The 23080-nt window shown below is 47.1% G+C and carries 21 protein-coding genes; 11 read left to right on the top strand and 10 right to left on the bottom strand.

Features of this window, described 5'->3' with window-relative positions; all coding sequences use genetic code 11:
• Window positions 1–27 precede the first annotated feature (27 nt).
• The 8 genes from PY479_RS14195 (at window position 28) to PY479_RS14160 (ending at window position 9340) form a co-directional block, all read left to right on the top strand.
• The gene (locus tag PY479_RS14195; protein WP_275484170.1) at window positions 28–2805 is read left to right on the top strand and encodes a FimV/HubP family polar landmark protein; all 2778 of its coding nucleotides are present in this window, start codon (window positions 28–30) and stop codon (window positions 2803–2805) included.
• Window positions 2806–2957: 152 nt separating this feature from the next.
• Window positions 2958–3743 (top strand): tRNA pseudouridine(38-40) synthase TruA, encoded by a 786-nt coding sequence (truA, locus tag PY479_RS14190; RefSeq protein WP_212596559.1) that lies wholly within the window; start codon window positions 2958–2960, stop codon window positions 3741–3743.
• Between the two features lie 51 nt (window positions 3744–3794).
• On the top strand, window positions 3795–5090 hold the full coding sequence (gene folC, locus PY479_RS14185; protein ID WP_275484169.1) for a bifunctional tetrahydrofolate synthase/dihydrofolate synthase: 1296 nt from the start codon (window positions 3795–3797) through the stop codon (window positions 5088–5090).
• Window positions 5091–5094: 4 nt separating this feature from the next.
• Window positions 5095–5712 (top strand): SPOR domain-containing protein, encoded by a 618-nt coding sequence (locus PY479_RS14180; RefSeq protein WP_212596207.1) that lies wholly within the window; start codon window positions 5095–5097, stop codon window positions 5710–5712.
• Between the two features lie 96 nt (window positions 5713–5808).
• On the top strand, window positions 5809–6297 hold the full coding sequence (locus PY479_RS14175) for a CvpA family protein (protein WP_212596208.1): 489 nt from the start codon (window positions 5809–5811) through the stop codon (window positions 6295–6297).
• A gap of 42 nt (window positions 6298–6339) precedes the next feature.
• A complete protein-coding gene (gene purF / locus PY479_RS14170) occupies window positions 6340–7854 on the top strand; it encodes an amidophosphoribosyltransferase (RefSeq protein WP_212596209.1) in 1515 nt (504 codons plus the stop codon).
• Window positions 7855–7994: 140 nt separating this feature from the next.
• Complete coding sequence (locus tag PY479_RS14165; protein ID WP_275484168.1) at window positions 7995–8615, top strand: LysE family translocator; 621 nt, start codon at window positions 7995–7997, stop codon at window positions 8613–8615.
• A complete protein-coding gene (locus PY479_RS14160) occupies window positions 8612–9340 on the top strand; it encodes a polysaccharide deacetylase family protein (protein WP_275484167.1) in 729 nt (242 codons plus the stop codon). Before PY479_RS14165 ends, PY479_RS14160 begins: the two co-directional genes overlap by 4 nt.
• Before the next feature lie 53 nt (window positions 9341–9393).
• On the opposite strand, the gene PY479_RS14155 is transcribed toward PY479_RS14160, so the two are convergent.
• Window positions 9394–11781: an OmcA/MtrC family decaheme c-type cytochrome gene (locus tag PY479_RS14155; protein WP_275484166.1), complete on the bottom strand. Its 2388-nt coding sequence runs from the start codon at window positions 11779–11781 to the stop codon at window positions 9394–9396.
• A 357-nt stretch (window positions 11782–12138) separates the two neighbouring features.
• Between PY479_RS14155 and PY479_RS14150 the strand changes: the two genes are divergently transcribed.
• From PY479_RS14150 to PY479_RS14140, 3 genes are read left to right on the top strand one after another with little or no spacing between them, the layout of a single operon-like run.
• Window positions 12139–12807: a 4Fe-4S dicluster domain-containing protein gene (locus PY479_RS14150; RefSeq protein ID WP_212596212.1), complete on the top strand. Its 669-nt coding sequence runs from the start codon at window positions 12139–12141 to the stop codon at window positions 12805–12807.
• A 12-nt stretch (window positions 12808–12819) separates the two neighbouring features.
• Window positions 12820–14958 (top strand): aldehyde ferredoxin oxidoreductase, encoded by a 2139-nt coding sequence (locus PY479_RS14145; protein ID WP_212596213.1) that lies wholly within the window; start codon window positions 12820–12822, stop codon window positions 14956–14958.
• A gap of 3 nt (window positions 14959–14961) precedes the next feature.
• Window positions 14962–15495 (top strand): hypothetical protein, encoded by a 534-nt coding sequence (locus PY479_RS14140; protein WP_228730445.1) that lies wholly within the window; start codon window positions 14962–14964, stop codon window positions 15493–15495.
• A gap of 105 nt (window positions 15496–15600) precedes the next feature.
• Here PY479_RS14140 and PY479_RS14135 read toward each other — a convergent pair whose 3' ends face one another.
• The 9 genes from PY479_RS14135 to PY479_RS14095 all read right to left on the bottom strand — a co-directional run bounded on the left by PY479_RS14135 (window position 15601) and on the right by PY479_RS14095 (window position 22889).
• Window positions 15601–17139: a carboxylesterase family protein gene (locus PY479_RS14135; protein ID WP_275484165.1), complete on the bottom strand. Its 1539-nt coding sequence runs from the start codon at window positions 17137–17139 to the stop codon at window positions 15601–15603.
• A gap of 110 nt (window positions 17140–17249) precedes the next feature.
• On the bottom strand, window positions 17250–17894 hold the full coding sequence (locus PY479_RS14130; protein ID WP_275484164.1) for a LysE family translocator: 645 nt from the start codon (window positions 17892–17894) through the stop codon (window positions 17250–17252).
• An 18-nt stretch (window positions 17895–17912) separates the two neighbouring features.
• On the bottom strand, window positions 17913–18626 hold the full coding sequence (locus PY479_RS14125) for an aspartate/glutamate racemase family protein (RefSeq protein WP_212596216.1): 714 nt from the start codon (window positions 18624–18626) through the stop codon (window positions 17913–17915).
• Complete coding sequence (locus tag PY479_RS14120) at window positions 18619–19164, bottom strand: GNAT family N-acetyltransferase (RefSeq protein ID WP_275484163.1); 546 nt, start codon at window positions 19162–19164, stop codon at window positions 18619–18621. Before PY479_RS14120 ends, PY479_RS14125 begins: the two co-directional genes overlap by 8 nt.
• The gene (locus PY479_RS14115) at window positions 19161–19739 is read right to left on the bottom strand and encodes a GNAT family N-acetyltransferase (RefSeq protein ID WP_212596218.1); all 579 of its coding nucleotides are present in this window, start codon (window positions 19737–19739) and stop codon (window positions 19161–19163) included. Before PY479_RS14115 ends, PY479_RS14120 begins: the two co-directional genes overlap by 4 nt.
• A gap of 47 nt (window positions 19740–19786) precedes the next feature.
• Entirely contained in the window at window positions 19787–20329 is a 543-nt protein-coding gene (locus PY479_RS14110) for a GNAT family N-acetyltransferase (RefSeq protein WP_212596219.1), read from the bottom strand.
• Window positions 20326–20934 carry a class I SAM-dependent methyltransferase gene (locus PY479_RS14105; RefSeq protein WP_275484162.1) on the bottom strand — a complete coding sequence of 203 codons (609 nt, stop codon included), beginning with the start codon at window positions 20932–20934 and terminating at the stop codon, window positions 20326–20328. The genes PY479_RS14110 and PY479_RS14105 overlap by 4 nt, the downstream gene beginning before the upstream one ends.
• Before the next feature lie 111 nt (window positions 20935–21045).
• Window positions 21046–21459: a GFA family protein gene (locus PY479_RS14100; protein ID WP_275484161.1), complete on the bottom strand. Its 414-nt coding sequence runs from the start codon at window positions 21457–21459 to the stop codon at window positions 21046–21048.
• A 50-nt stretch (window positions 21460–21509) separates the two neighbouring features.
• Window positions 21510–22889, bottom strand: a complete 1380-nt coding sequence (locus tag PY479_RS14095; protein WP_275484160.1) for a hypothetical protein — start codon at window positions 22887–22889, stop codon at window positions 21510–21512.
• Between the last annotated feature and the right edge of the window lie 191 nt (window positions 22890–23080).

Here is a 23080-nt window from a genome sequence, read left to right as displayed (position 1 = left end):
ATATCAGCGCTTGGAAGGGAATAGTTGATGAACTTTCGCACTTCATATCTCGTAGGCCTCACGGCCGCTTTTTTGGCCCTTAGCTCGCAGTTTGTAACTCCGTCGGTGCACGGGCAAGATTTGAAAGTTACCGGTCCCGACGGGCAAAGCAGGGAACAACCTCGGCAATATGGCCCGACGTCCACAAAAGATACCTTTTGGAGTATCGCAAATCAGGTTCGACCTGACAGCTCAGTCAGTATTTATCAGGTAATGGCCGCCATTTACGACGCAAATCCACAGGCCTTTACCAGTAATAATTACAACAGCCTTGAAAAAGGCATGTACCTGTTAATTCCCTCAAAAGAGGTGATGCTGGCTATCCCCAGAAGTCTTGCCCAGCAGCGAGCTGAAGCAGACGATAATGCGTGGAAACGGCATACATCCACATCTGCCCATGGCGCCGCTCCAGTGGCAAAATCTGCGCCTGTTGCTGCGGTAGCCACACCTAAAAAGACAACCACTAAATCTTTACCCGCTCTTGATGTTGATAATCTGCAGACAGAAAATCTGAAACTCACTAATGAACTGAGCCAGGTCAAAAGTCAGTTAACAGCGGCTGGTGTTGAGAAAACACAGCTGCAATCGCAACTTGAGGAACTGCAACAACGCGTCACAGTGTTGGAAGCGTCATTAAAAGCCGCCAGATCGCAGGTGGAGCAGTTACAAAGTGATTTAGCTGCTGCGAAGACAGTTAATGAAAATGTGGCGCCAGCAGCTCCTGTGGCGGCGAAACAAGATACCCCCGCAGTAACTGACAGTGCCAAAGCAGAAGCGACTGCTGAGAATGCTGAAGTTGCATCCGCTCCAGCACCTAAGCCTGTTGCTGCAAAAATTGCTGAAGCAGCAGTTAAGCAGCCACAACAACCGCAAGTTGCTCAAAGTGAACAGCCAGGAACGTTGTGGCGTACCATCATGGGGAATCCGTTGTATCTGGCGGTTGTTGCACTCATCCCTGCCGGATTATTGGGCTTCCTTGGCTGGTTCTTCTTCGGAAGACGTAAGGTCAGTACTGCTGCACCTGCCGCGCAAGGGAATTTGACCGCAGAGGACAGCATTCCGTCCCTGAATGCCCATGACGATGCAGCTGATTTGGATAGTGAAGATATTAGTGCCATTCACTTAGATGAACAAAATGAGCTGGATGAACAACTCAAAGATTTAGCGCAGTTACAGCCTGAACCTAAGACTTTGGATGAAGTTTCTTTTACCGGTGATATGCCTGAACATGAAATGTTCATTGACGAGGGAAGTGAGAAAGCTGAAGCGGAATTCAGTAGCGATGATGCGCAGTCGTTAGATGATTTGTGGGCGGAAGCGATGGGTGAGCAGGCTGAAGATACTGACACATCGCTTAAAGATGATGATTTTGAGTCGTTGTTAGAAGGACTGGAAGACACTGAAGAAAGTAAACCTGTGTCCCAAGAAGATATTTCTTTGGCGGATACGTTGCCAGAAGATGTGACTGCTGCACTGGAGCAAGAGTTTGGTGAGCAGGAAGTCGTGACTGCAACAGACTCTTTCGCTGAAACTGCAGAGCCAGAGCCAGAGCCAGAGCCAGAGCCAGAGCCAGAGCCAGAGCCAGAGCCAGAGCCAGAGCCAGAGCCAGAGGCAAAAGCTAAAGATAATTTTGTGATTGATTTCGAGCCTGATCCGGCGTTTGCACCTAAGGCTTCAGCGGTCGATGTAAATGCGGCTACCGCGCTGACGAAATCTACAGAAGAAGATCTTGATGCCGTCATCGCCGCTGAATTGGGGCTGGACGATGACAATGAACCGGAAGATACCGATGTAGATGCGCTGCTGGCAGCGCTGGAAACTAAACCACCGATTGAACCCCAATCCGCGCCTGATGACAGTTTGCAAGATGAGATCGCGGCTGAATTAGCGCAAGACCTGGCGGCTAGTGATGACGATGAACAAGATGCGGACGTGCTGTTAGCCGAACTTGAACGCGATGCTGAAACTGAAGATGACACCGACGATTTGTTGAAGGCTGCGCCAACGATTGCCGCCACTGTCGATGAAGAAGAGACAGAACTTTCGTTGGAAGACGAATTGTCAAAATCCACTACAGCGAGTGATGACGATTTGGATGCGCTGCTGGCAGAACTCAGCGCCGTTGAAAAGAAAAAGCCAGTTGCCGATAGCCGTCGACTCAAGGAAAAGGATGCTGGCTTTTTTGATGATCTTAAAGCTCCAAAATCAGCTCAGGAAGAGGAGATTGAAGACTATGACTTGTCATTGGATGCCGAACCGCTGGATGTCAGTGATGACGAACTATTAAAGCGTTTTGCCAAAGAAGAACCGTCATTACCGGAAGATGATGGCTATGACCTGCATTTTGATGATGAGCAAGACAGTAAGTTAACCGTGGACGAAGCCCTTGCGGCATTGGATGCAGATGAAATTGCTAAAAGGCCTCTTAAATCGGTATCTGATGCCGATCTATCTGCATTTCAAAAAGAGAACGGTTTTATCGATATTGATAAGTTGTTGAACGATGCCAGCGACGAACCGCAGGAATCTGATCCTTACAAGGCATTAGATGTCGATATGGGTGATTTAAATGCTTTGGTAAACGAACAAGATCTCGTTGATGTCGATGACGAAGAAAATTCTGTCAATGCCAAATTGGACCTCGCCAGAGCCTATATCGAAATTGATGACCGCGATGCCGCCATGGCACTATTGAAAGAGGTGCAGATGGACGGCAATGAACGGCAGCAAGAGGAAGCGGAATCCCTAATGAAGGAAATTGAGTAGATCCGCAAGTTAACTGACGGCACCTGCGGGTGCCGTTTTTGTATACAAATGATAAAGGTAATGCTTATTCGGATACTCGCGAGGTCTTTTTGCAGCGGTTTCCGATTAGCGGATATGGTAGAATCCGCGGCCTTGAAAGTAAGGAGAAAATGATGCGGATTGCGCTAGGCGTAGAGTATGACGGCAGTGGGTATTTTGGCTGGCAGAAACAAGCTGAAGTGGATTCAGTACAAGGGCAGTTAGAACGCGCATTATCGATAGTGGCCAACGAACCCATTGAATTACAATGTGCTGGTCGCACTGATGCCGGTGTCCATGCTACCGGGCAGGTGGTCCATTTTGACACTACGGCTATCCGTAACGATGGCGCTTGGACCTTAGGTGTAAACGCTAATCTGCCTGATAATATCGCGGTGCGTTGGATGAAGGTGGTGCCAGAAGATTTTCATGCGCGATTCTCCGCGACTGCCAGACGTTATCGTTACATTATCTACAATCATAATTTTCGTCCTGGTATTTTGCGTCTTGGGGTGAGTCATTACCACGGTGAACTGGATGTCGCTAAGATGCATGAAGCTGCGCAATATCTGCTTGGCGAAAACGATTTCACCAGTTTTCGGGCGGTACAGTGCCAGTCAAAAACTCCGTTTCGTAACCTGCACCGGATCAGTGTCAGTCGCCAAGGAATGTATGTCATCGTTGACGTTGAGGCGAACGCTTTTCTTCATCATATGGTGCGGAATATTGTGGGTTCCCTGTTGGAGGTGGGCTTGGGCAATCAACCCGTTGATTGGCTTGGTCAATTGCTGGCACTTAAAGATCGTACTAAAGCGGCTGCCACTGCCAAACCTCACGGTTTATATTTGGTACATGTGACTTATCCTGAACATTTTAACCTGCCTACTGTTGCTGCTGGCCCGTTATTTTTGGCGGATTGATTCAATTTTTTGTTAAATTTTAGCTAATACAACAGGTTATAAGAGTATAAAATGAACTCATCTGATTCCGTTAATGTCATTACCCCTCCCGCTGAAGACGCAGCTTTGCAGTGTTGGCTAGACTACTTGTTAGCCATCCATCCGCAGGAAATTGAGATGGGATTGGACCGTGTGGCGACGGTTGCTGGTCGCATGCAGCTGTTGGATTTAGCGCCAGCTAAAGTGATTACCGTTGGTGGGACCAATGGTAAGGGCACCACTTGTCGGATGCTGGAGCTGATCTTGCAAAATGCCGGATATCGGGTAGGGGTTTACAGTTCCCCCCATCTGCTGCGTTACAACGAACGGGTGAGAATACAAGGTAAAGATGCCTGCGATGAAGCATTTATCGCCGCCTTTAGCGAAATTGAAAAAGCCCGTGGCGAGGTATCACTGAGTTTTTTCGAATATGGCACGCTCGCCGCATTTAAGCTGTTTAAGCAAGCCGCTCTGGATGTCGTAATTCTCGAAGTTGGACTGGGTGGCCGTTTGGATGCCACCAATATTATTGATGCGGATGTCAGCGTCATTACTGCGGTTGACTTGGATCATCAGGCATTTTTGGGTAGTACCCGCGAACAGATTGGCTACGAAAAAGCGGCTATTTTCCGTCACCAACGCCCCGCGATAGTGGGTGATCCCGATATGCCCATCACGGTGGCTGACGTAGCAGCAGCAAAAGGTGCCATCCTCAAACGCGTCGGACAACAATTTGACTGGCAACAAACCAGTTCACAACATTGGTGTTTTAAGGGGGAGCATTGGCACCTGACTGATCTGCCAGTCCCTCAGTTACCGTTACCAAACGCTGCGACCGCATTGGCAGCATTGGAGTCACTGTTTGGGCAGATACCGCTAAAAGCGATAGTGCAGGGCTTGCAACAAGCCACACTGACGGGGCGCATGGAACATTTCCGCGAGCATCCATTGATCTTATTGGACGTTGCACACAATCCCCATGCCGCTCGCTATCTGGCCTCGCAACTTAACCAGTTACCTCGCCAAGGAAAACTTTATGGACTCTGTGGCATGTTGAAGGATAAAGATATTCACGGGGTTCTAAGTGTGCTGTCGCCGGTTGTTGATGAATGGTTTCTGGTCAGCTTACATAATGCTCGTGGCGCGACTGCTACAACTTTACATGAGGCTTTGCCTGCCACAACGCTCAGTCATCAATATGAGGACATGATGTCCGCCTGGCACGATTTATCATCACGCTTGCAACACTCTGATGTGGTAATTGTCTTTGGCTCCTTTTACACTGTTTCAGGATTCAAAGAAGTTGTCCAAGCTATTGGAAAGGAATAAGGATTTGTCGTCTCAATTTCACAACCGTTTGGTAGGCACCGTGGTGCTGATGGCGTTAGGGGTAATTTTTTTGCCGGATATTCTGGACGGTAAAAAGGAGCACCAGCAGGAGCAATTTACCGAAATTCCATTGCGGCCTCAGACAGACGTCGTGACGTCAGACGCAGCCAACAATAAAGTGTTGGATGAGCCCAAGTCGGCGCCAGCAGTTGTAGAACAAACTGTTGTTGATGAGTCGCCCAAAATTGCACCATCGCAGACAGCTGCAGTGGTAGAGACCAAAGTAACCCAAACAGAAAACAGTGTTCCAAAGGATGCACAACCTGCTCCAGAGGTGCAAAAGCAGCCGCAACCTCAGCCTAAAAAAGCAACGCAAGTGAGCTGGACAATTCAGCTCGGGGCCTTTAGTAATGCAGCTAATGTGAAAGGCTTAGTCCAACGGCTGCGCAGCAGTGGATATGCCGCTTACACGCTGCCTGACAAGCCGGTTGATGGCAAATTAACGCGGGTTTTTGTTGGTCCAGAAATATCGCTTGATAGGCTAAAGGAGCAGCAAGGCAAGATTGAAGCGCAGACTAAATTAAAGGGAAAAATCATTCAGTTTAATCCGCTAGAGCGCTGATGTTGGACTGCAAATATTTGTGTTACCGGGGGTGAGAATCAACTCACTCTCTGGTAAAATCCACGCGAAATTAATCACTGCTGGACACTTCTACCCATGGTTTGGATAGATTACGCCATCATCTTTGTTATTGGGCTTTCGACCCTAGTGAGCCTGATCCGCGGTTTTGCCAAGGAAGCGATGTCACTGGTCGTCTGGTTTGCGGCATTTTTTATCGCCAGCCAGTTTTACTTAGATCTCGCAAAACACATCACCCAAATTAACGATGAAATGCTGCGAAATGGGGTGGCGGTAGCCATTCTGTTTGTGGTTACGCTGATCATCGGTGCCATGGTGAATTACCTGCTGGGGCAATTAGTATCAAAAACAGGATTGTCTGGAACCGACCGCGTCTTAGGCGCGTGTTTTGGTATCTTGCGTGGCGTACTGATCGTCAGTGCAATACTGTTTTTCCTGGATGCTTTTACCGGCGCGCCTAATACCACTTGGTGGAAAAGTTCACAGTTGGTTCCGGAATTTGGCGTGGTGATCCAGTGGTTCTTTGATTATATGGAGCATGCCTCCAGCTTTGTACCCAAAATATAAAAATACTGTTATCAAAACATCTTACAGTGAGGAACCTTACCCATGTGTGGTATCGTCGGAATAGTTGGCCGCTCATCGGTTAATCAAACCATTTATGATGCACTTACCGTGCTTCAACATCGTGGCCAGGATGCGGCGGGTATAGTGACCGTTGATGGACAGGCATTTCGTCTGCGTAAGGCAAATGGTCTGGTGAAGGATGTGTTTGAACCCAAACACATGCAGCGGTTGCAGGGTAATGCCGGTATCGGACATTGCCGTTATCCAACGGCTGGTAGTTCCAGTGCCTCAGAAGCACAACCCTTTTATGTGAATTCTCCATTTGGTCTGGCGTTAGCTCATAACGGCAACCTGACCAATACCGTGGAACTGAGAGAAACGCTGTTAAAGAAACGTCGCCATGTCAACACAACTTCAGACTCTGAAGTGTTGCTGAACTTGCTGGCAGACGAATTGGATAAGACTGACAGCCTGATTCTGTCGGCAGATGAAGTTTTTGATGCCGTGACTCGGTTACACAATCAAACTCGTGGCGCTTATGCCGTTGCCGCGATGATTATCGGTAATGGCCTACTGGCATTTCGTGATCCTTTTGGCATTCGCCCGCTGATCCTAGGTAAGCATGAAACTGCTACTGGTACCGAATATATGGTTGCTTCTGAAAGCGTAGCATTGGATGCGGTCGGCTTTGAAGTGATGCGCGATGTGGCACCTGGTGAAGCGGTTTACATCACCTTAGATGGTGAGCTCTACACCCGTCAGTGTGCTGAAGCGCCGGTGTATTCTCCATGTATTTTCGAGTTTGTGTATTTTGCTCGCCCGGATTCCACCATCGATAAGATTTCTGTGTATGCCAGTCGTGTACATATGGGAACTAAGCTTGGCGAAAAAATTAAGAAGGAATGGTACGACCATGACATCGACGTGGTTATCCCGATCCCAGAGACTTCTGTTGACGTAGCGCTTGAAATTGCACGTTGCATGAACCTGCCGTACCGCCAAGGTTTTGTGAAAAACCGCTATATCGGTCGTACCTTCATCATGCCTGGGCAGCAACAACGTAAGAAATCTGTACGTCGCAAGCTCAATGCTATCAATGCAGAATTCAAAGATAAGAATGTATTGCTGGTAGATGACTCGATTGTGCGTGGCACTACTTCAGAACAGATCATCGAGATGGCTCGTGAAGCTGGCGCTAAAAAGGTTTATTTTGCGTCTGCTGCCCCAGAGATCCGCTTCCCGAACGTCTATGGTATTGATATGCCGACGTCAAATGAGCTGATTGCGTACGGGCGTGATGCGGATGAAATTGCCAAAATCATTGGTGCCGATGGCATCATTTTCCAGGATCTGCAGGACTTGGTCGATGCGGTGCGTATGGAAAATCCGGATATCAAACGCTTTGAAACATCAGTATTCGATGGTCATTACATCACTAAGGATGTGGATCAGGCTTATTTGGACCACCTCACTCAGCTTCGCAATGATGATGCTAAGGCAAACCGTAACCACGATATTGGCACTAATTTAGAGCTGCACAACGTTTGCCACCCATAACGTTAGTGTGTTAGCGGGTTAATTTACCAACATCAAGTCCCTGTATCTGTGCGGATACGGGGATTTTTTATGCAACATTTTTATAACTTGTATGTTATAACCCTTGTTCTGTTCACTTAATGCACACGCTTTGACCCGGAATGGATTATTTCTACGCAATGCTGCTGTTTGCTGTGTCGTCGTCCGTGACGCCGGGCCCTAATAACCTGATGGTCATGGCCTCGGGTGTCAATTTTGGTGTGCGGCGCAGCTTACCGCTATTAACCGGCATTTGTCTTGGCTTTACCTTGATGTTACTGCTAGTCAGTTTCGGTTTTTACCGGCTATTCATCATATTTCCAGTATTGCAGGTGGGGTTAAAACTTATCGGCTGTCTCTATCTACTTTATCTTTCATGGCTTATTGCCAGTAGTCATCGTGAGGTTTCATCTGATAGAGAAAATCAGCCATTCGGATTTATTAAGGGATTGCTGTTTCAGTGGGTCAATGCCAAAGCATGGATAGTCGCTGTAGGTGCTATTGCTGCTTTTACTGGCGGACAAGACGCAGGCATGACGCCCCAATTGCTGTTGGCGAGTGTTTTTCTGGTGATTTCATTTCCCTGCGTTGGCGTTTGGCTACTGTTCGGAACTGTATTGGAAAAATGGTTGGATAATGATGTACGTCGCAGAGGATTTAATGTAGCGATGGGGAGCCTGTTAGCACTATCCGTATTGCCAGTGTTGCGTGAACTTATCACCATGGAGTTTACTCACGGATGACGCCAAGATATCGTATGGCAAAGGTGGCAAAATGGTTACTCATATCGGCTTTGATATTATTGGTCGTTATTGCCGCATTATTTCTTGTATCGCGCTCACGGAATTATCAGCTATTTGGAGATCTGGTATCTCATGTTGATACTGATAAGCCTCTAGTAGCACTCACATTTGATGATGGACCTTCGAAACGTTATACCGCAGAGATATTAGCGGTATTACATCAATATCAGGTACATGCCACTTTCTTCGTGACCGGACGTGAAGCGTCACGGCATAGCGCTGAAGCACACGCAATTGTCGATGCTGGACACGACTTGGGAAATCATTCATGGTCACATTCACGGATGTTGTTACGCTCGCCATCGTTTATCGCCACGGAAATTGAACTGACAGACGCGGTTATTCGACAAGCGGGGTACTCGGGTGATATTTATTTTCGGCCACCCTATGGCAAGAAGCTGTTTTTGTTACCTTGGTATTTGGCGTCGCATCACCGCACAACCGTTACCTGGAGTATGGAACCTGACTCAGATTTAAATGCCGATGCCCACACGATTGCACAGAAGGTATTGGCAGAGGTCACTCCGGGCAGCATTATTCTACTTCATGTGATGTATGCGAGTAGGGATGCTTCCAGAGGTGCATTACCTTTGATTATTGAGGGGCTTCAGGGCAAAGGTTATCAGCTGGTAACGCTTTCCCAATTGTTGATGTCAGCTCAATAAAAAACGGCGCCAGATTGACGCCGTTTTATCGCAGGAATTACTTACATCGATCGTTAATTGCTGCTTTGTGCTTGGTTATGAATTTCGATTACACCATAGGCTTTGCCTTCAGCATGGCAGTAATAGCAGGTTTCATCACCGGCATTGTAGATACGGCCGCCACTGGCATCAGCCTCATAAACACCACCAAATTCTCTGGCGTGACCGGCCCAGTCAGCAACGTTGGTATGACAACCGGCACAAGTCGCAACTGTTGGCGATAATTCAGCGACTTGACCATCTGCTGTTGCATCTGGAGTGGCCACAATCTCTGAATTTTCGGTCTTCAACCCGGCAAAGTCCAACTGTCCTTCGTCATGACACGCACGGCAATTAGTTGCTGGTTGCGGATAAGTTGTTTCTTCACGCGTTGCGCCCATAGCCTTCACTGTGCGAGTTCCAGCATGCAGCGAGTGCACCATTTCGCGATAGTTAAGAGTATTGTTGACCGTACGGATCGATTTGATGTGATCAATACCAGCGGTGTGGTACATGTTGGCACCCATGTACGCCACGGTGTCGTTGTTGTGACAACTATTACAACTGCCATCAGTCAGTGAAGTTGCACTGACAGGGTTGTGACATGAACCACAGCTGTCATTGCCAGCAGCAAAGTTTGTGGCCAAAGTATGCGCATCCACAATCCGTTGCTGCATTTCACTGTCGTGACAGGATTTACACAGTGCTTCATCAGCCACTGCGGTGCGACTAGAAGCGGCACCAGTTAAATCCAGTCCATTATCGGAAATCACTTCAACATCAGTGTCTGCATCATCTGAACTACAGGCGACTGATGTGCGGCTGCTGCGATCAGCACAAACAACCATCTTCGCTTTAACCACGGCAGATGCTGTATCACCAAAATCAGCAGGAGTAATCCCAGAAATGGTAGCAGTTAATATATTAGCACTGCTGCTTACTGTAACGTTGTCACTGTTTTTGCTGATATCCCACAACTTATGTTGACCGTTGTTTTCTGGTCGTACTAATACATCGGGATTGCCATTGACTACCAACCACAATGCACTAATAGCAGTATCAGTGGTTGGCAACACGTTGCTCTTGGCAAAATTAACGGTCACGGTGAGCGAATCAACGCCTAAACTCACAGTTCCCATTGTCATGGCATACTCTGCTTTCACCGCGCTGCGGGTCTCAAATAATTGGTCATGAATGAGACCGGCACCTTTAGGATTGGTGTCGTCAGGGTGACATCCGGCACAGCTATTTGCCCAAGCATTCGGGAACAAATCCCTATCGTGGAATAATGACGCTGCTGTACCGTCCCAGTCACTCGGTGCTTCGCTGATTTTATCTTTATGACAGCTCAGACAACTGTTATTGGTTGGGATGTAGTACTGGCTAGCTTGTGCGGTGGCATCGCTAATATGACAGCTCTGGCAGTCCGCAATTTCACCTGGGTAGTGCACACCACTGAAATTGTTAACGCTGGCGTTATGTCCCACGATTTTATAGTCAGCTTGATGGATCTTATGTACCAAGGTCGCCATATCAATGGGATTACCTGTCTCAGGATCAGCTGAATAGGTAGTGTGGCACATTACACAGCCTTCAAACGCATAACGTTTACCACCATGCATCAGCAGACGTTTTTCTGTGTCACTACGATCGGCAGTATGACAACGATAACAGGCTTGCTCCGGATCAATCACTTGTCTGTCTTCATCTGCCTCAGCAACCGCGCCGGTAGCTGGAATAAAGTCATAAGTCGTATTGATCAACATAGTGCTGGGATCGCTATCACTGCTTGGCAACAGTTCCAGATAAACACGTGTTGTCGCGTTGGCATCATAGCTGGTATCCAAGCCGTCAAACTGAGAATAGTCACCCAGCGCTTTACTGAATGTATAGCGATAATGGCCACTGCCAAGGTTTTCAATACAATCCAGTTTGCAGCTGGTTTCTATTCCGGCTTGCCATTCAGTAGCCGCTTTAGTGCCAGCACCAGTTCCTGGTTCAACTTCATTATTGATGTAGCTGATCCATTCCTTGCTCTCTGCCATCTCATCTTTAGTATTGTAATCGGCCACTGCATCTTTGTTGGTACGCAGAGGTTGTGGTGTCCCGAGTTTGGCGATACCTACACCTAAAGAGGCAATGCTATCGAGCTTATCTAAGCCTATAACTGCCACACCATTTGCATTGCTCAAGTAAAAGTCCACACTGACGTTTTTACTATCATCAATGCTGACAGATTCAATCTGAGCACTTAATGTTGTGGCGTCGCTGATATCAACTCCAACATCTGTGACGGGGGTTGTAGTATCAGTATCCGTTTGGTCATTATTACTATCATTATTATTGTCATCGGAACAACCTGTTAATATTCCAAAACCTAATGATAATAATGCCAACCACAAAATATGGTATTTGGTCTTCATATATTCCATTCCTTTTATAGAAATTTGTCGGGCTCTAAATAGGAATGCATCCGCGAATATACTCTATTAATTTATATGGGTATGTGTGTGATGAATCTCAGGTATTTTACTTGTTGATTTTATGTAATGCTTATTTCATAACATATTCGTTTTGTGGAAAAAGGATTTGCAATATATGCAAAACATAAAAAATAAATTTGAGGACCGCTGCAAAGGTTTTTATTAAAGCGCATATATTACGTTAAGTGTGACTTTGGTAAGAAAAAAGTAACTTTTTATTTAATTATTATGACTCGTCGGGAATATATCAGGATGCATATTTTTATTATATTTCTTTAGCTAATAAAGGGAAATAAGATGATCACCAGACGAGGAATGCTGAAAGGTAGTATGGGAGTAGCTGTAGGTACAGTATACAGCGGCACTCTCATCAGCTTTTTAACAGGCTGTAACAGCGATAACAACGATACCACTAAAGATAACACAGGTAACGGTGACTCCGTAACTGTAACCCCCGGCGGCTTAATGGTCGTAAATCCAATACTTTGCGTCGGCTGTCGTCGTTGCGAAGCTGCATGTGGATGGAACCATGAGGGCGATGTCGGCCCAGTGATTTCAAGGGTAAAAGTTGCACATAATATGAACTATGGCCCATTGGGTGTACAAGCTGATTATTATGAACAATGTGGCGATGCGGGTAATTTTGCATGTGTTCCGCAGACTTGTCACCAATGTAACGTATGTATGGAAGTTTGTCCGCAAGGGGCAATTTCTGTTAATGAAACAACCGGTGCAAGAGTAGTTGACGAATCACTTTGTGTGGGTTGTGGCTATTGTGCTGATAAATGTCCGCAACAAACTATTAAAGTTGTTAAAAGTAAAATGAAATCTGTTAAATGCGATCTCTGCGGAGGCGATCCTAATTGCGCACAAGTTTGTGCAACTGGTGCGATTAAATTTTATACCTGGGATGAAGCAGAGGAAGCATTAGAAATTTATAACAACTATACCGGTTTGGTCGAATAAGAGGTAAAACAAATGACTATTAATTACGGCGGATGGGCGGGTAAAATTTTATGGGTAAATTTAACTACCAATGAAATTTGGACTGAGTCCACTGAAAATTATCTCGATTATCTTGGGGGTTCAGGTATTGGTTATAAAATCCTGTGGGATCACCATGTGGATGGCCAATTAGGAACCGATCCTGAAAACGTTATTGTATATTCCGTAGGTCCATTAACCGGTTCAGGGGCTATTTGCTCCGGTCGTATGACGGTAACTTCTCGTAGTCCTGCAGTACCTGGTCATCTGATCACCGATGGTCACATCGGTGGTCATATCGGTCCTGAACTGAAATATGCTGGTTATGATGCGTTAGCTGTTGTTGGCGCCGCGAGTGAACCTGTCTGGATCAGTATCGCGGATGATAAGGTCAGTATTGAGTCAGCTTCTGGTATTTGGGGCAAAGGCATTTTTGACAGCTTAGCTGCTATCACCAAGGCGATGGGGGCTGCTTCACAGTGCTTCGCGATTGGGCAAGCTGGTGAAAACCTGGTTCCTATGTCTGGGTTTATGTGCCCAGGCGGCCACGCTGCAGGTGGTCACGGTGCCGTAATGGGTTCTAAAAACCTGAAAGGTGTCGGTATCTTGGGTACTGGAACCTGTAAGATTAACGCTACTCGTGATGAAATGCGTGATTTGGATGATCATATTCTCGGCATCATTGGTTCTAACAACAACAACGTCGTGCCTTCTACTCCGCAATCTTGGACTGAATATTACAGCTCTGGCAGCCGTTGGAAAGCCCGTGATGAAATCACCTGGGGGGCAGCGGATGAGCCTGTTGAATTAGGTGAAGTTGCCTGGGATGAACGTAACCGCATCGGTTATCGCTGTTCAATGGCAGAAATGTATGTTGGGGTTGAATATACCAACAAGTGGCTAAAACGTATGGGTGGCTGCCACGCTTGTCCTATCCGCTGCTACTGTGAACTGAAGGTGCCAGAACTCAAGAGCCGTTTCAATTTCAAAACTGAATACTACACCAATACTTGCGGTGGCTTTATTTGGGGTAACTACCTGATGCCAACCACCAGCGGTACTGAAGAATACGCGTTAACCGCAACAGTAGGTGGTTATCTGCGTGATGACTACGGTATCTTCAGTGGTTACGGGTTGACTCACCACATGTTTAAAGACATGAAGAAAGCTGATCTGTTCAAGAATCTGCTGTCAGCTGAAGAGTATGCCGACGTACCATGGGAACTTTGGGATAATAATGAACCTGAATTCCTGGTGGATCTGTATCCACGTATCGCGTTCCCGGACAATTATGCTCATGAAAATATCCTGGGTCGTATGATGGGCGACCCGGCAACCTATATTGATGTGCTGAAGCTGGATGGAACTAACCCTGCAATCGATAACTGGAATATTTATGCAGAGTCCGGTGTGCATCTGTTTAACCGCAGCATGAAACATGCACTGCACCATGCCAGTGAATGTGCCGGACAGGTGGGTTCTTTGATCAACGTGATCTTTAACCGTGACCCAATGTGCCACTCTCATATCAATATTGTGAACGCCGGTTTGCCGCATGACTTAATTGCAGAAATTTGCGCTGAACAGTTTGGTGAAGGGGCTTTTGACCCGGTTAAAGCCTACACCCCAATCAATGAAGCCAAGGTGAAGTTTGCCAAGTGGTGTATTGTGAAGAATATGCTGCATGACTCTCTGACCATCTGTAACTGGGTATTCCCATTAGTAACCTCACCTGATGTCAACAAGAACTATCGCGGTGATACTACTATTGAAGCACAGATGTATAGCTTGATTACTGGTGATGAAGTTACTGAAGCCGAATTAGACACAATGGCTGAACGCACCGTACAGTTGCACCGAGCATTTACCGCATTGGAAATGAATTCTACCAACTTACGTACTGATCACGATGTCTTGTCCGACTGGGTGTATGACATAAATCCAGACTTGGCATTCGGCGATGCCGGGACCATTAAGATGGACCGTGATGATATGCAGACTGCATTGACCATGTTCTATGAAGCTTGGGGCTGGGATAGTGAAACAGGTATTCCAACCCGTGCTACTCTGGAATCATTCGGCCTGGGTTATGCGGCTGACAAACTGGAATCCAAAGGTCTGTTACCGGGGTAAACGATGATGCAGGATCTGGTGAAATACATCAGACTCTTCAGTCAACACGGTCGGCTGGTGACGCTGCCACAAGTGGTAGCGGTCATCGGTCAGTCGGACGATGAAGAAGAGACCGAAGATGTTGTAGGACAGTACATTCAGTTGGTACTGGCACCGGAATATGCAGATATCTGTATGCGGCAGTCAGCGGACGAGTATTATTTCTTTTCGAGGAAACATATCGTTGAGAGTTATGCGAACCGTTGGCTGGCTATCCGGCGAGGTGAAGTGCTTCAGACGTTAGTCAATCAGGTACGAGATTTCAGTTGTCGACATAAAGCGGTTGTCGAGGAAATTGTGCTACGTAGTAAGCCATATGAGCTCGACAACGAGAGTCAGCAAGCTTTACGCGAACAACTGGATGCAGACCCTGAATGTTGTGATATCGCTTATGCGATTAATGCTAAAGGCGAGGGCTACTACTACTCCACCCGAGGCTTAACGGCAAGATATGCTAAAGTGCTCGCAAACTATGATCCCTATGAGTGGTCATGTTGAAATTGCTGGTAAATATTACTCATCATTGCTAACTATGCTATTAAGAGCATAAGTCCCAGTTATTGGCCACTCCTTCACCAGAGTGGCCTTTTTTATAATGGATTCTTACTGTAATTTTTCCACTAAATCCAACTGCGCCTGTTGAGGATCTGCTACTGCTGCGGTCGCAGATTTACCTTGTGGTGCCACCCAGAGGATCTCGTCAGCCGCGGTGTTATATTTTGGCCACAAGGGTAAATCAGCACCATTGGGATTACCGGTTTTCGCAAAATTGACCCAGTAGGCTTGCATCATGCTGGCCACGGCTTTGTCATCCGTTGATGTTTGAGCACCATAAACAGCATCAAGCGTATTAAAAATATAAGGAATTTCGCTGGCATGTGGCGCTCCTTGCCAAGCGTTTCGGCGACTGCTGGCCACATAACCGAAACGATATTGCCATACTGGTGTGCCGCGTTCGGCAAATGCGCGAGCGACAAAACGGGCAGGTTCCAGCATCAATTTTTGCATAGCGATATGCTGTGCCAAGGCGTCTGTGTCTGCAATTTCTTGATAAGCACTTGTGGCTGCAGCTGTGTTAGCAGCGAACTGCGCTAATACCGTCTCCCGATGGTCAGGCTTTTGCAATACAAACCCTAAATCAGCACTGTTGGCACCGATCAGTAACGGGACTCTGGCAAAATCGCCTTTGAGATAAGCTTCTTGCGGCTCTTTTTCAACGACCTGTCCATCGGTCATCGGCCCTGAGTAAGTTTGGCGATTTTGCGACATGGTCTGAAGGTTTAGATCCCCCGTGACGTCTGCTGCCGGTAATGCTCGCAATTTTTCTAACGCCGCCTTATCTGTGCCCATTACCCCGTGCGCTTGAGCAAACGCCATTCCAATCGCGGCTGCTTGTGACCAGCTTTGCTCTCCGTTGAGACTATGGCGCCCGTTACCGGATTGAATGATCGCTTTTTGGAATAAATCTCGTCCGAAACGGCTGCTAAGCAGGGCATTGATGGCATAACCCCCGGCTGATTCACCAAACAGCGTCACATTGCGTGGATCGCCGCCAAACTGGATGATATTGTCCTGTACCCAGCGTAATGCTTTGATTTGATCAGTAAGTCCGAAATTGCCAACAAACATGTTGCCGTCCATTGCTGGATGGGCAAAAAATCCCAGTCGTCCAAGACGATAATTGAAACTGACAAATATCACCCCAGCTCTGGCAAACGCCGCACCATCATATACAGGAGATGCACTTCCTCCATTGACGAAGCCTCCGCCGTGAACCCACACCATGACCGGTGTCGGTCCCCTAAACTGGCTGGGACGCCAGATATTGAGCGTCAGACAGTCTTCGCTGTAATTGTCAGGCAAGGGCACTGCATCACCAGGAAATGTTGCCTGCATACAACTTGGGCCAAACGCGTCGGCTTTACGGATCCCACGCCACGACGGTGCGGTAAGCGGTCGCTGCCAGCGTAATTCGCCTAACGGGGGTTTTGCATAAGGAATACCTAAAAAGACATCAATGCCCTGTTGCTGTATACCTTCTAAACGTCCTGATTGAATTTGCACGATAGGACCGGACTGTGCGTTTGCCAATATTGCAAAACACAAACAGCCGCAGGCTGCCATCCATTTCACCAGATTCATGCCATCCCCTTATGTTGTCTTAGCTTATGGCGGTAATAAATCGCCACATGATACCGCAAAGCTGACATAAATGTGGTGTGGACGCGAGGAGGATTATTTGAGTTGTTGGCTTAACTGCGACTAGCAAGCGCCAGTTTTATCCCTAGAGATATAAATAGGGTGCCGACGACTTTGTTGATAAGCATTCCAATCTGTTGGTGGCTTTTCAAACGCTTTCCCGCAGTGGCAGCCAACAGCGCCAATAGCAGGCAATAAATCATGCTGTTGAATTCAAAAATGAGTCCTAACAACAAAAATGCCCAGGCTTTATGATCGGCATCATGGCTGATAAATTGCGGTACAAATGCCAGGAAAAACAACGCTACTTTTGGATTCAAGGCGTTGGTAAAGAAACCTTGTACATAGATCTGTCGCAAAGATTCTGTTCTGTGCGGTGCCGCTTGGTCTACCGCGTCATGGCTAACTTTGGGCCGGTGCCACAGTGCTTTGATACCGATGTAGATCAGGTAAGCGGCTCCGATGATTTTCACAATGGTGAAGGCGGTAGCTGAGCTGGCTAAAATGGCGGACAGTCCCAGTGCAGCAGCAAAAATATGCACCAATAAGCCACTGCCAATCCCTAACGCCGCAATACAGCCAGCACGCCATCCTTGTGCGGCACTTTTGGTGACAATCAACAGCGAATCTGGCCCAGGAGTGAGATTGAGCAGAAAACCGGACAAAATGAAGATAGCAAGATCGTGTGTCCCTAGCATAAGTGCCGTATTCCTATGTTAATCATTGTTGACTGGCGATTCGGTAACTGCGAAGGCAACCGCCTTTTCGGCGTGAATTGCGGTAGTATCAAGCAGTTTTACCTCGGTATCCTGTTGCTGCACTAACAAACCGATTTCAGTGCAGCCAAGGATCACGGCCTGCGCTCCTCGCTGTGCCAAGTCATGAATGATATCGAGATAGGCGGCTTTGGACTCAGACAGAATTTTCCCGGCACAAAGCTCGTCGTAAATGATCCGGTGCACAGTTTGCCGAGCCTCAGTGTCTGGCACCAATACTTCCAGTCCAAATTTTTGCTGCAGACGCTCGCGATAAAATTCCTGCTCCATGGTAAAAGCGGTTCCCAGCAAACCAACGGTGTGGATCCCTTGTTGCTGTAATACTTCACCGGTGGCGTCAGCAATATGCAGCAGCGGAATATCGATTTCTGCGGCGACCTGATCGGCGACCTTATGCATGGTGTTGGTACAGATCAGCAGTGCGTCAGCCCCAGCTTTTTCAATAGATTGTGCGGCATTTATCAGAATCTTTGCCATCGCATCCCAGTCGCCCAGTTTTTGCAACTGTTCAATTGGGGCAAAGTCGATGCTGTACAGCACCATTTCTGCTGAATGCAGGCCGCCCAGTTTGGCATTTACGCCTTGATTGATTATTCGATAATAACTTTGGGTACTTTCCCAACTCATGCCGCCGAGTAAACCTATCTTATTCATACCGTTCCTGGACTGATTGGTTGTCTTTTTTTAGGTCTTTGCGCAGCAGATAGTCGGTTTGTGGATCATCACCCATGTTAAATATATGCTGCCCAATACGATAAAACCCATTTCGCTTATAAAAGGCAAGTGCTTTCTGGTTATGTTCCCAGACCCCTAAAAATAACCACTGCTTTTGCTGCTCGTTGGCGATATTAATGACAGCGTTCAGTAGTTGCTGACCGAGTCCTTGCCCTTGATATCGACGTAAAACATAAATGCGTTCTAATTCGAGCGCGTTGGGGTCATTGAATTCGGTTTGCGCAGATCCGTTATTAATTTTGAAATAGCCTGTGACTTGGTCGTGCTTATATGCCAGAAAAAATTGGCTGTGCGGCTCTGCCAATTCATCGCTGAGTCTTTGTGTATTAAATGCCTGTTGCAAATAGCTTTGCATATTGGCAGGCGTATTAGCTGCCTCAAAGGTTTCGACGTAGGTTTCAAGGCTAATTTGGCGCAGTAATGTAAGGTCTTTGGGGTGGCAGGGATTAAGTATCACTGGGTTAAATCCTTAGCGACTGCGGGCAATGTTGATAAAGGATTGAAATCGATACGATATATCGCCATTGGGACTCGCAGATCCTGACTGTTATGGCGCATTTCTTCGGCAATCTTCTTCATCCCCACATGTTGCATGACTTTACCTGACGCGGGATTACTCACAAGGTGAACTGCACTGACGGCAGTCAGTTGGTAAATGCGCTGAGCGTTCTCTAACAGTGCTTGGAGTGCTTCAGAACAGTATCCTTGATTACGATAAAGCTTACCGATCCAGTAGCCGGTTTCTGCCTGATTATCTTCAGTCGCGGTCAGACTGATGGCACCAATTAAGGTGCCTGAACTTCTCAAGCTAATCGCCCAGGCATAGCTGTCATAACATTGTGCCAGTTGTTGCTGAAGTTCCAACCACACTCTGGCATCGTCTTCGTCATAGGGGGATGGAATGTTTAAGGTGTTTTCGGCAATCACGGGGTCATTTGCCAACTGCGTTATCGCCGGAATATCACTGAATGAAAAAGGCCGTAACAGCAGCCGTTCGCTACTGATAAAGGCGTGTTGCTTAGCCCTAAACATTTTAAATATCTCAAATATGCGGTTTCGGTGTGTTCTGCACAGCTGAATTATGCCAACTTACCATCGTGACAGATAACAAATTGTAACTCTTCACAGGTTTCTCCTTTGTATTGAGCCTGGCGACATAACTCAAGTTGCATGCCGGCATGTTGTAGCGCTTTTATACACGCACGGTTGCGACGGTCAGTACAAGCAATGACGCGAGTGACCGGCGTCGTGCTAAAGATCAATTCGAGTAGCGAGCCACAAACTTCACGGCCATAACCTTGTCCTTGGGCATCATGGGTAATGCTTAAGCCGAATTCTGCTTCATCAAGCGCCTCGGAAAGCCAGATCCCGACATCACCAATCAGTTGTTGGTCCGAAAGTCTGACAACAGCCAATTGTTGCCATTGACCCGCCACCGGGAATGATAATTGGCTTTGCGCGTCTACAAATTGTTGGCTCTGTTCAAGTGTATGTGGTTCCCAGCCCTGAAGTTGTGCCACTCTGGGATCACTGCGATACCCGTGAAAATGATGTAGGTCCTCAGGACAAAACGAACGCAACATGACCCGTTGTGCACGCCAAGGGAGCGGGGAGGTGTTCACGATTTACGAAATCCCGTCAGCAAGAACACCGGATAATCACCATAGGGTTTACGCGCCACGCTGGCATTGATCACTTGAACCTGTTCAAAACCTGCCCTACGGGCTGCTGCGGCAATCTCTTCGTGTTCAAAACCAAAATGAAAAACACCAGTATCATCCGTATGGAAACTGCCATCTTCTTTATCCAAATCAGCGATGGCGATAAAGCCACCTGGATGTACCATTCGCTCAAATTTGGAAAACATGGCATCAATGTTTTGGATGTGGTGCATGGTCATGGAGGAAATAATGCCATCGAACTGCCCGTCAATGTCTGTCTGCTCCAGATTGGCCTGGATCATTTCAAGCTCACAGGGCAAATTCGCCTGCTTTTCCGCGAGTTGTTGATTCATTGAGGCAGAGATATCTACGGCAGTAATTTTGCGCACATTGGGTGCAATACGTTCCAGCAATAAACCTGTGCCTGAGCCAAAATCCACCAGATGCATCTCGTCGCTGAGGGCTATCTGACGCCGAATCGCATCTGCAATATTGCCAACGTTGTCCACTCGGTTGTTATCTTGTTCGTATATTTGTGCTTTGTGGGAAAAGTAATCTTTACTCATGTTGTCTATCCGTTGTTCAGAATTCCGGTCAACAAAACCGCAGCAGGATGTCCGCCGTTATAGCAGGCGTCTTTATCGACAATCAAGGCAATCAGCCCGAAATCGCTCTTTTTAATCGGTAATAGGCGGCAGTTGTGAAAACGCAGGGATTGACGCGCATTCTTGCGCCCAGTTGGCTTGACTGGCGGTAAAAATATGCGCTTGGGGCTTTATGGGGACTTTACCGTCGATACATCCGGCAGGCACCATGAGCAAATTTTGCTGGGACAATACTGTCGGTATCGCTGCCCCACAAATACTGCAAAAGCTTTTTTGGTGTCGTGTCAGCGGGTGTTGATAGAACGAAATTTTTTCAGCACCTGACAACCATTTTAGCTGTGCTTGCGTTGAAAACAGATTGGCGGCATGCACTGAGCCGGTGTCTTTTTGGCAACGATGACAATGACACAACAGAAATTGTTCGAAATCACCTGAGATTTCAAAGGTAATGGCACCACACAGACAAGATCCGCGGGTTATTTGCATGATGTCTTACTCCGTGTTGCCACAAAAAAGCGTCAGTTCACCGATGCTTTTTATAAAACAGAACTCTGTTTATAAAGAAATCGGTAACTGGAACCATTCAGTCCATTAAAAATAACACTTTGCTGTACCGCATCCCAAAGATATGGCTGATCAGTGTAGGGATTATGCAGTGTGGATTGCGACAGATGCTGTTGTAGTTCGGAGGCACTTAAGCCGCGGCTACGAAATTCTGCCAACATCACTGACATGCGGCGCAGACCCTCAAGATCGGCAACTTTTGCGGCATAACTTCCCAGTGCGACATGATTTCCCGCCAACATGAGTTCTCCTACGGGGTTGTATAGCTTGAATGGCACGCCGGCGGCAATTTTGTTGGGAGGCAGATTATTCAAATGCTCAATCGCCGCGGGTAGCTGTTCATAAGTCACTTGTAAGGTATCGTTGATTGACAATACGAGATCAGCGTAGCGATTGGCGGATTCTTGCTTTTGTATCAAGGGTTTGAGCAGCCGTATGTTTAAGTCATTAGCAATGGAACTGTCCATTTGCTGTGAGCGTAAATCGTGCTTAATGGTGTTATTAAAAAGTGCCCATTCGCCTGCCAGCGCAGGCAACATCGCGCGTTCTTCATCATTGAATGGCAATGCCCAGATTTGCGGTGTCGCGGCGGCAACATTGTCGGGGGTTAATTGTTGTAAGATCAAATTAGCCCAACCCAAGTCATTCTTAATCAAACCGGTAATCACTAATTTACTCAGCAGGGTATCTGCGTCAGCCAATGCTTTACGCCAGAAATGGATATCGGCGGACAACAACCGATTTACGGCAATTGCGTCCTGTTGGGTTGCTAATAACCAAGCGTGAGTCATCAGCAGCGTCTGTGCTTTGGTAATCAGTCGATAATCAGGCATCGGTGTTTGCGTGCTTACAGGCACATTTTCGTGCCATTCGTTGAATGCCAGCAATTTCTGGTAGCGCGCTAATAGCCAATCTTGTTGCTGTAGCAATGATGTTAGCTGATCCTGCTCTGCGATAAGCTGTTGCTGGCAGGTCAAATTCTGGAATTGGCAGGTAGTGGCAAGTTGGGTGAAGACCGCTGGAAACATAGGCGTTGGGCTATAAATGGTTTTATCAGCCTCACGGACGTTGCCATCAGTATTAAATGTCTGATTAATTACTTTGATACGGTCATTGCCAAAGTGGAGCGGATCGATATCCGATGCGGCAGCAAAGCCCATGACATAGGCATAGGCATTATTGCCTGTTGCCGCTTGCATGCGTTGTTCGGTAAATCTTTGGAGTTGGAGGGCGGAAGCTGAAGGCTCGCTATCTCGCATATTGGCAGCAAGTAGGAGCAGATAAGCACAAACGACAAATGCCAGCAACGACAGTAAAATCCACGAGAGTCCTTTCATAACGCCTTTAATCATTTTCATCATATCTCCCTGATGATGATGTCGTAGCGGGTGTAAATTCTGTACCACGACAATATAACGGCCCTGACCAAAATTTATACACAAATTACTATTAAATAGCAATCTAACAAAATATTAACCATATGAAAATAATATAGATTTATAAGCACGATAATTAACAGATTTATGCGGGTGGCCAAGGATAT

Source organism: Shewanella sp. A32 (assembly GCF_029167175.1).
Classification (GTDB): Bacteria; Pseudomonadota; Gammaproteobacteria; order Enterobacterales; family Shewanellaceae; genus Shewanella; species Shewanella yunxiaonensis.
The sequence above is the reverse complement of the archived record's forward strand: the minus strand, read 5'-3'. Positions and strand labels throughout refer to the sequence as shown.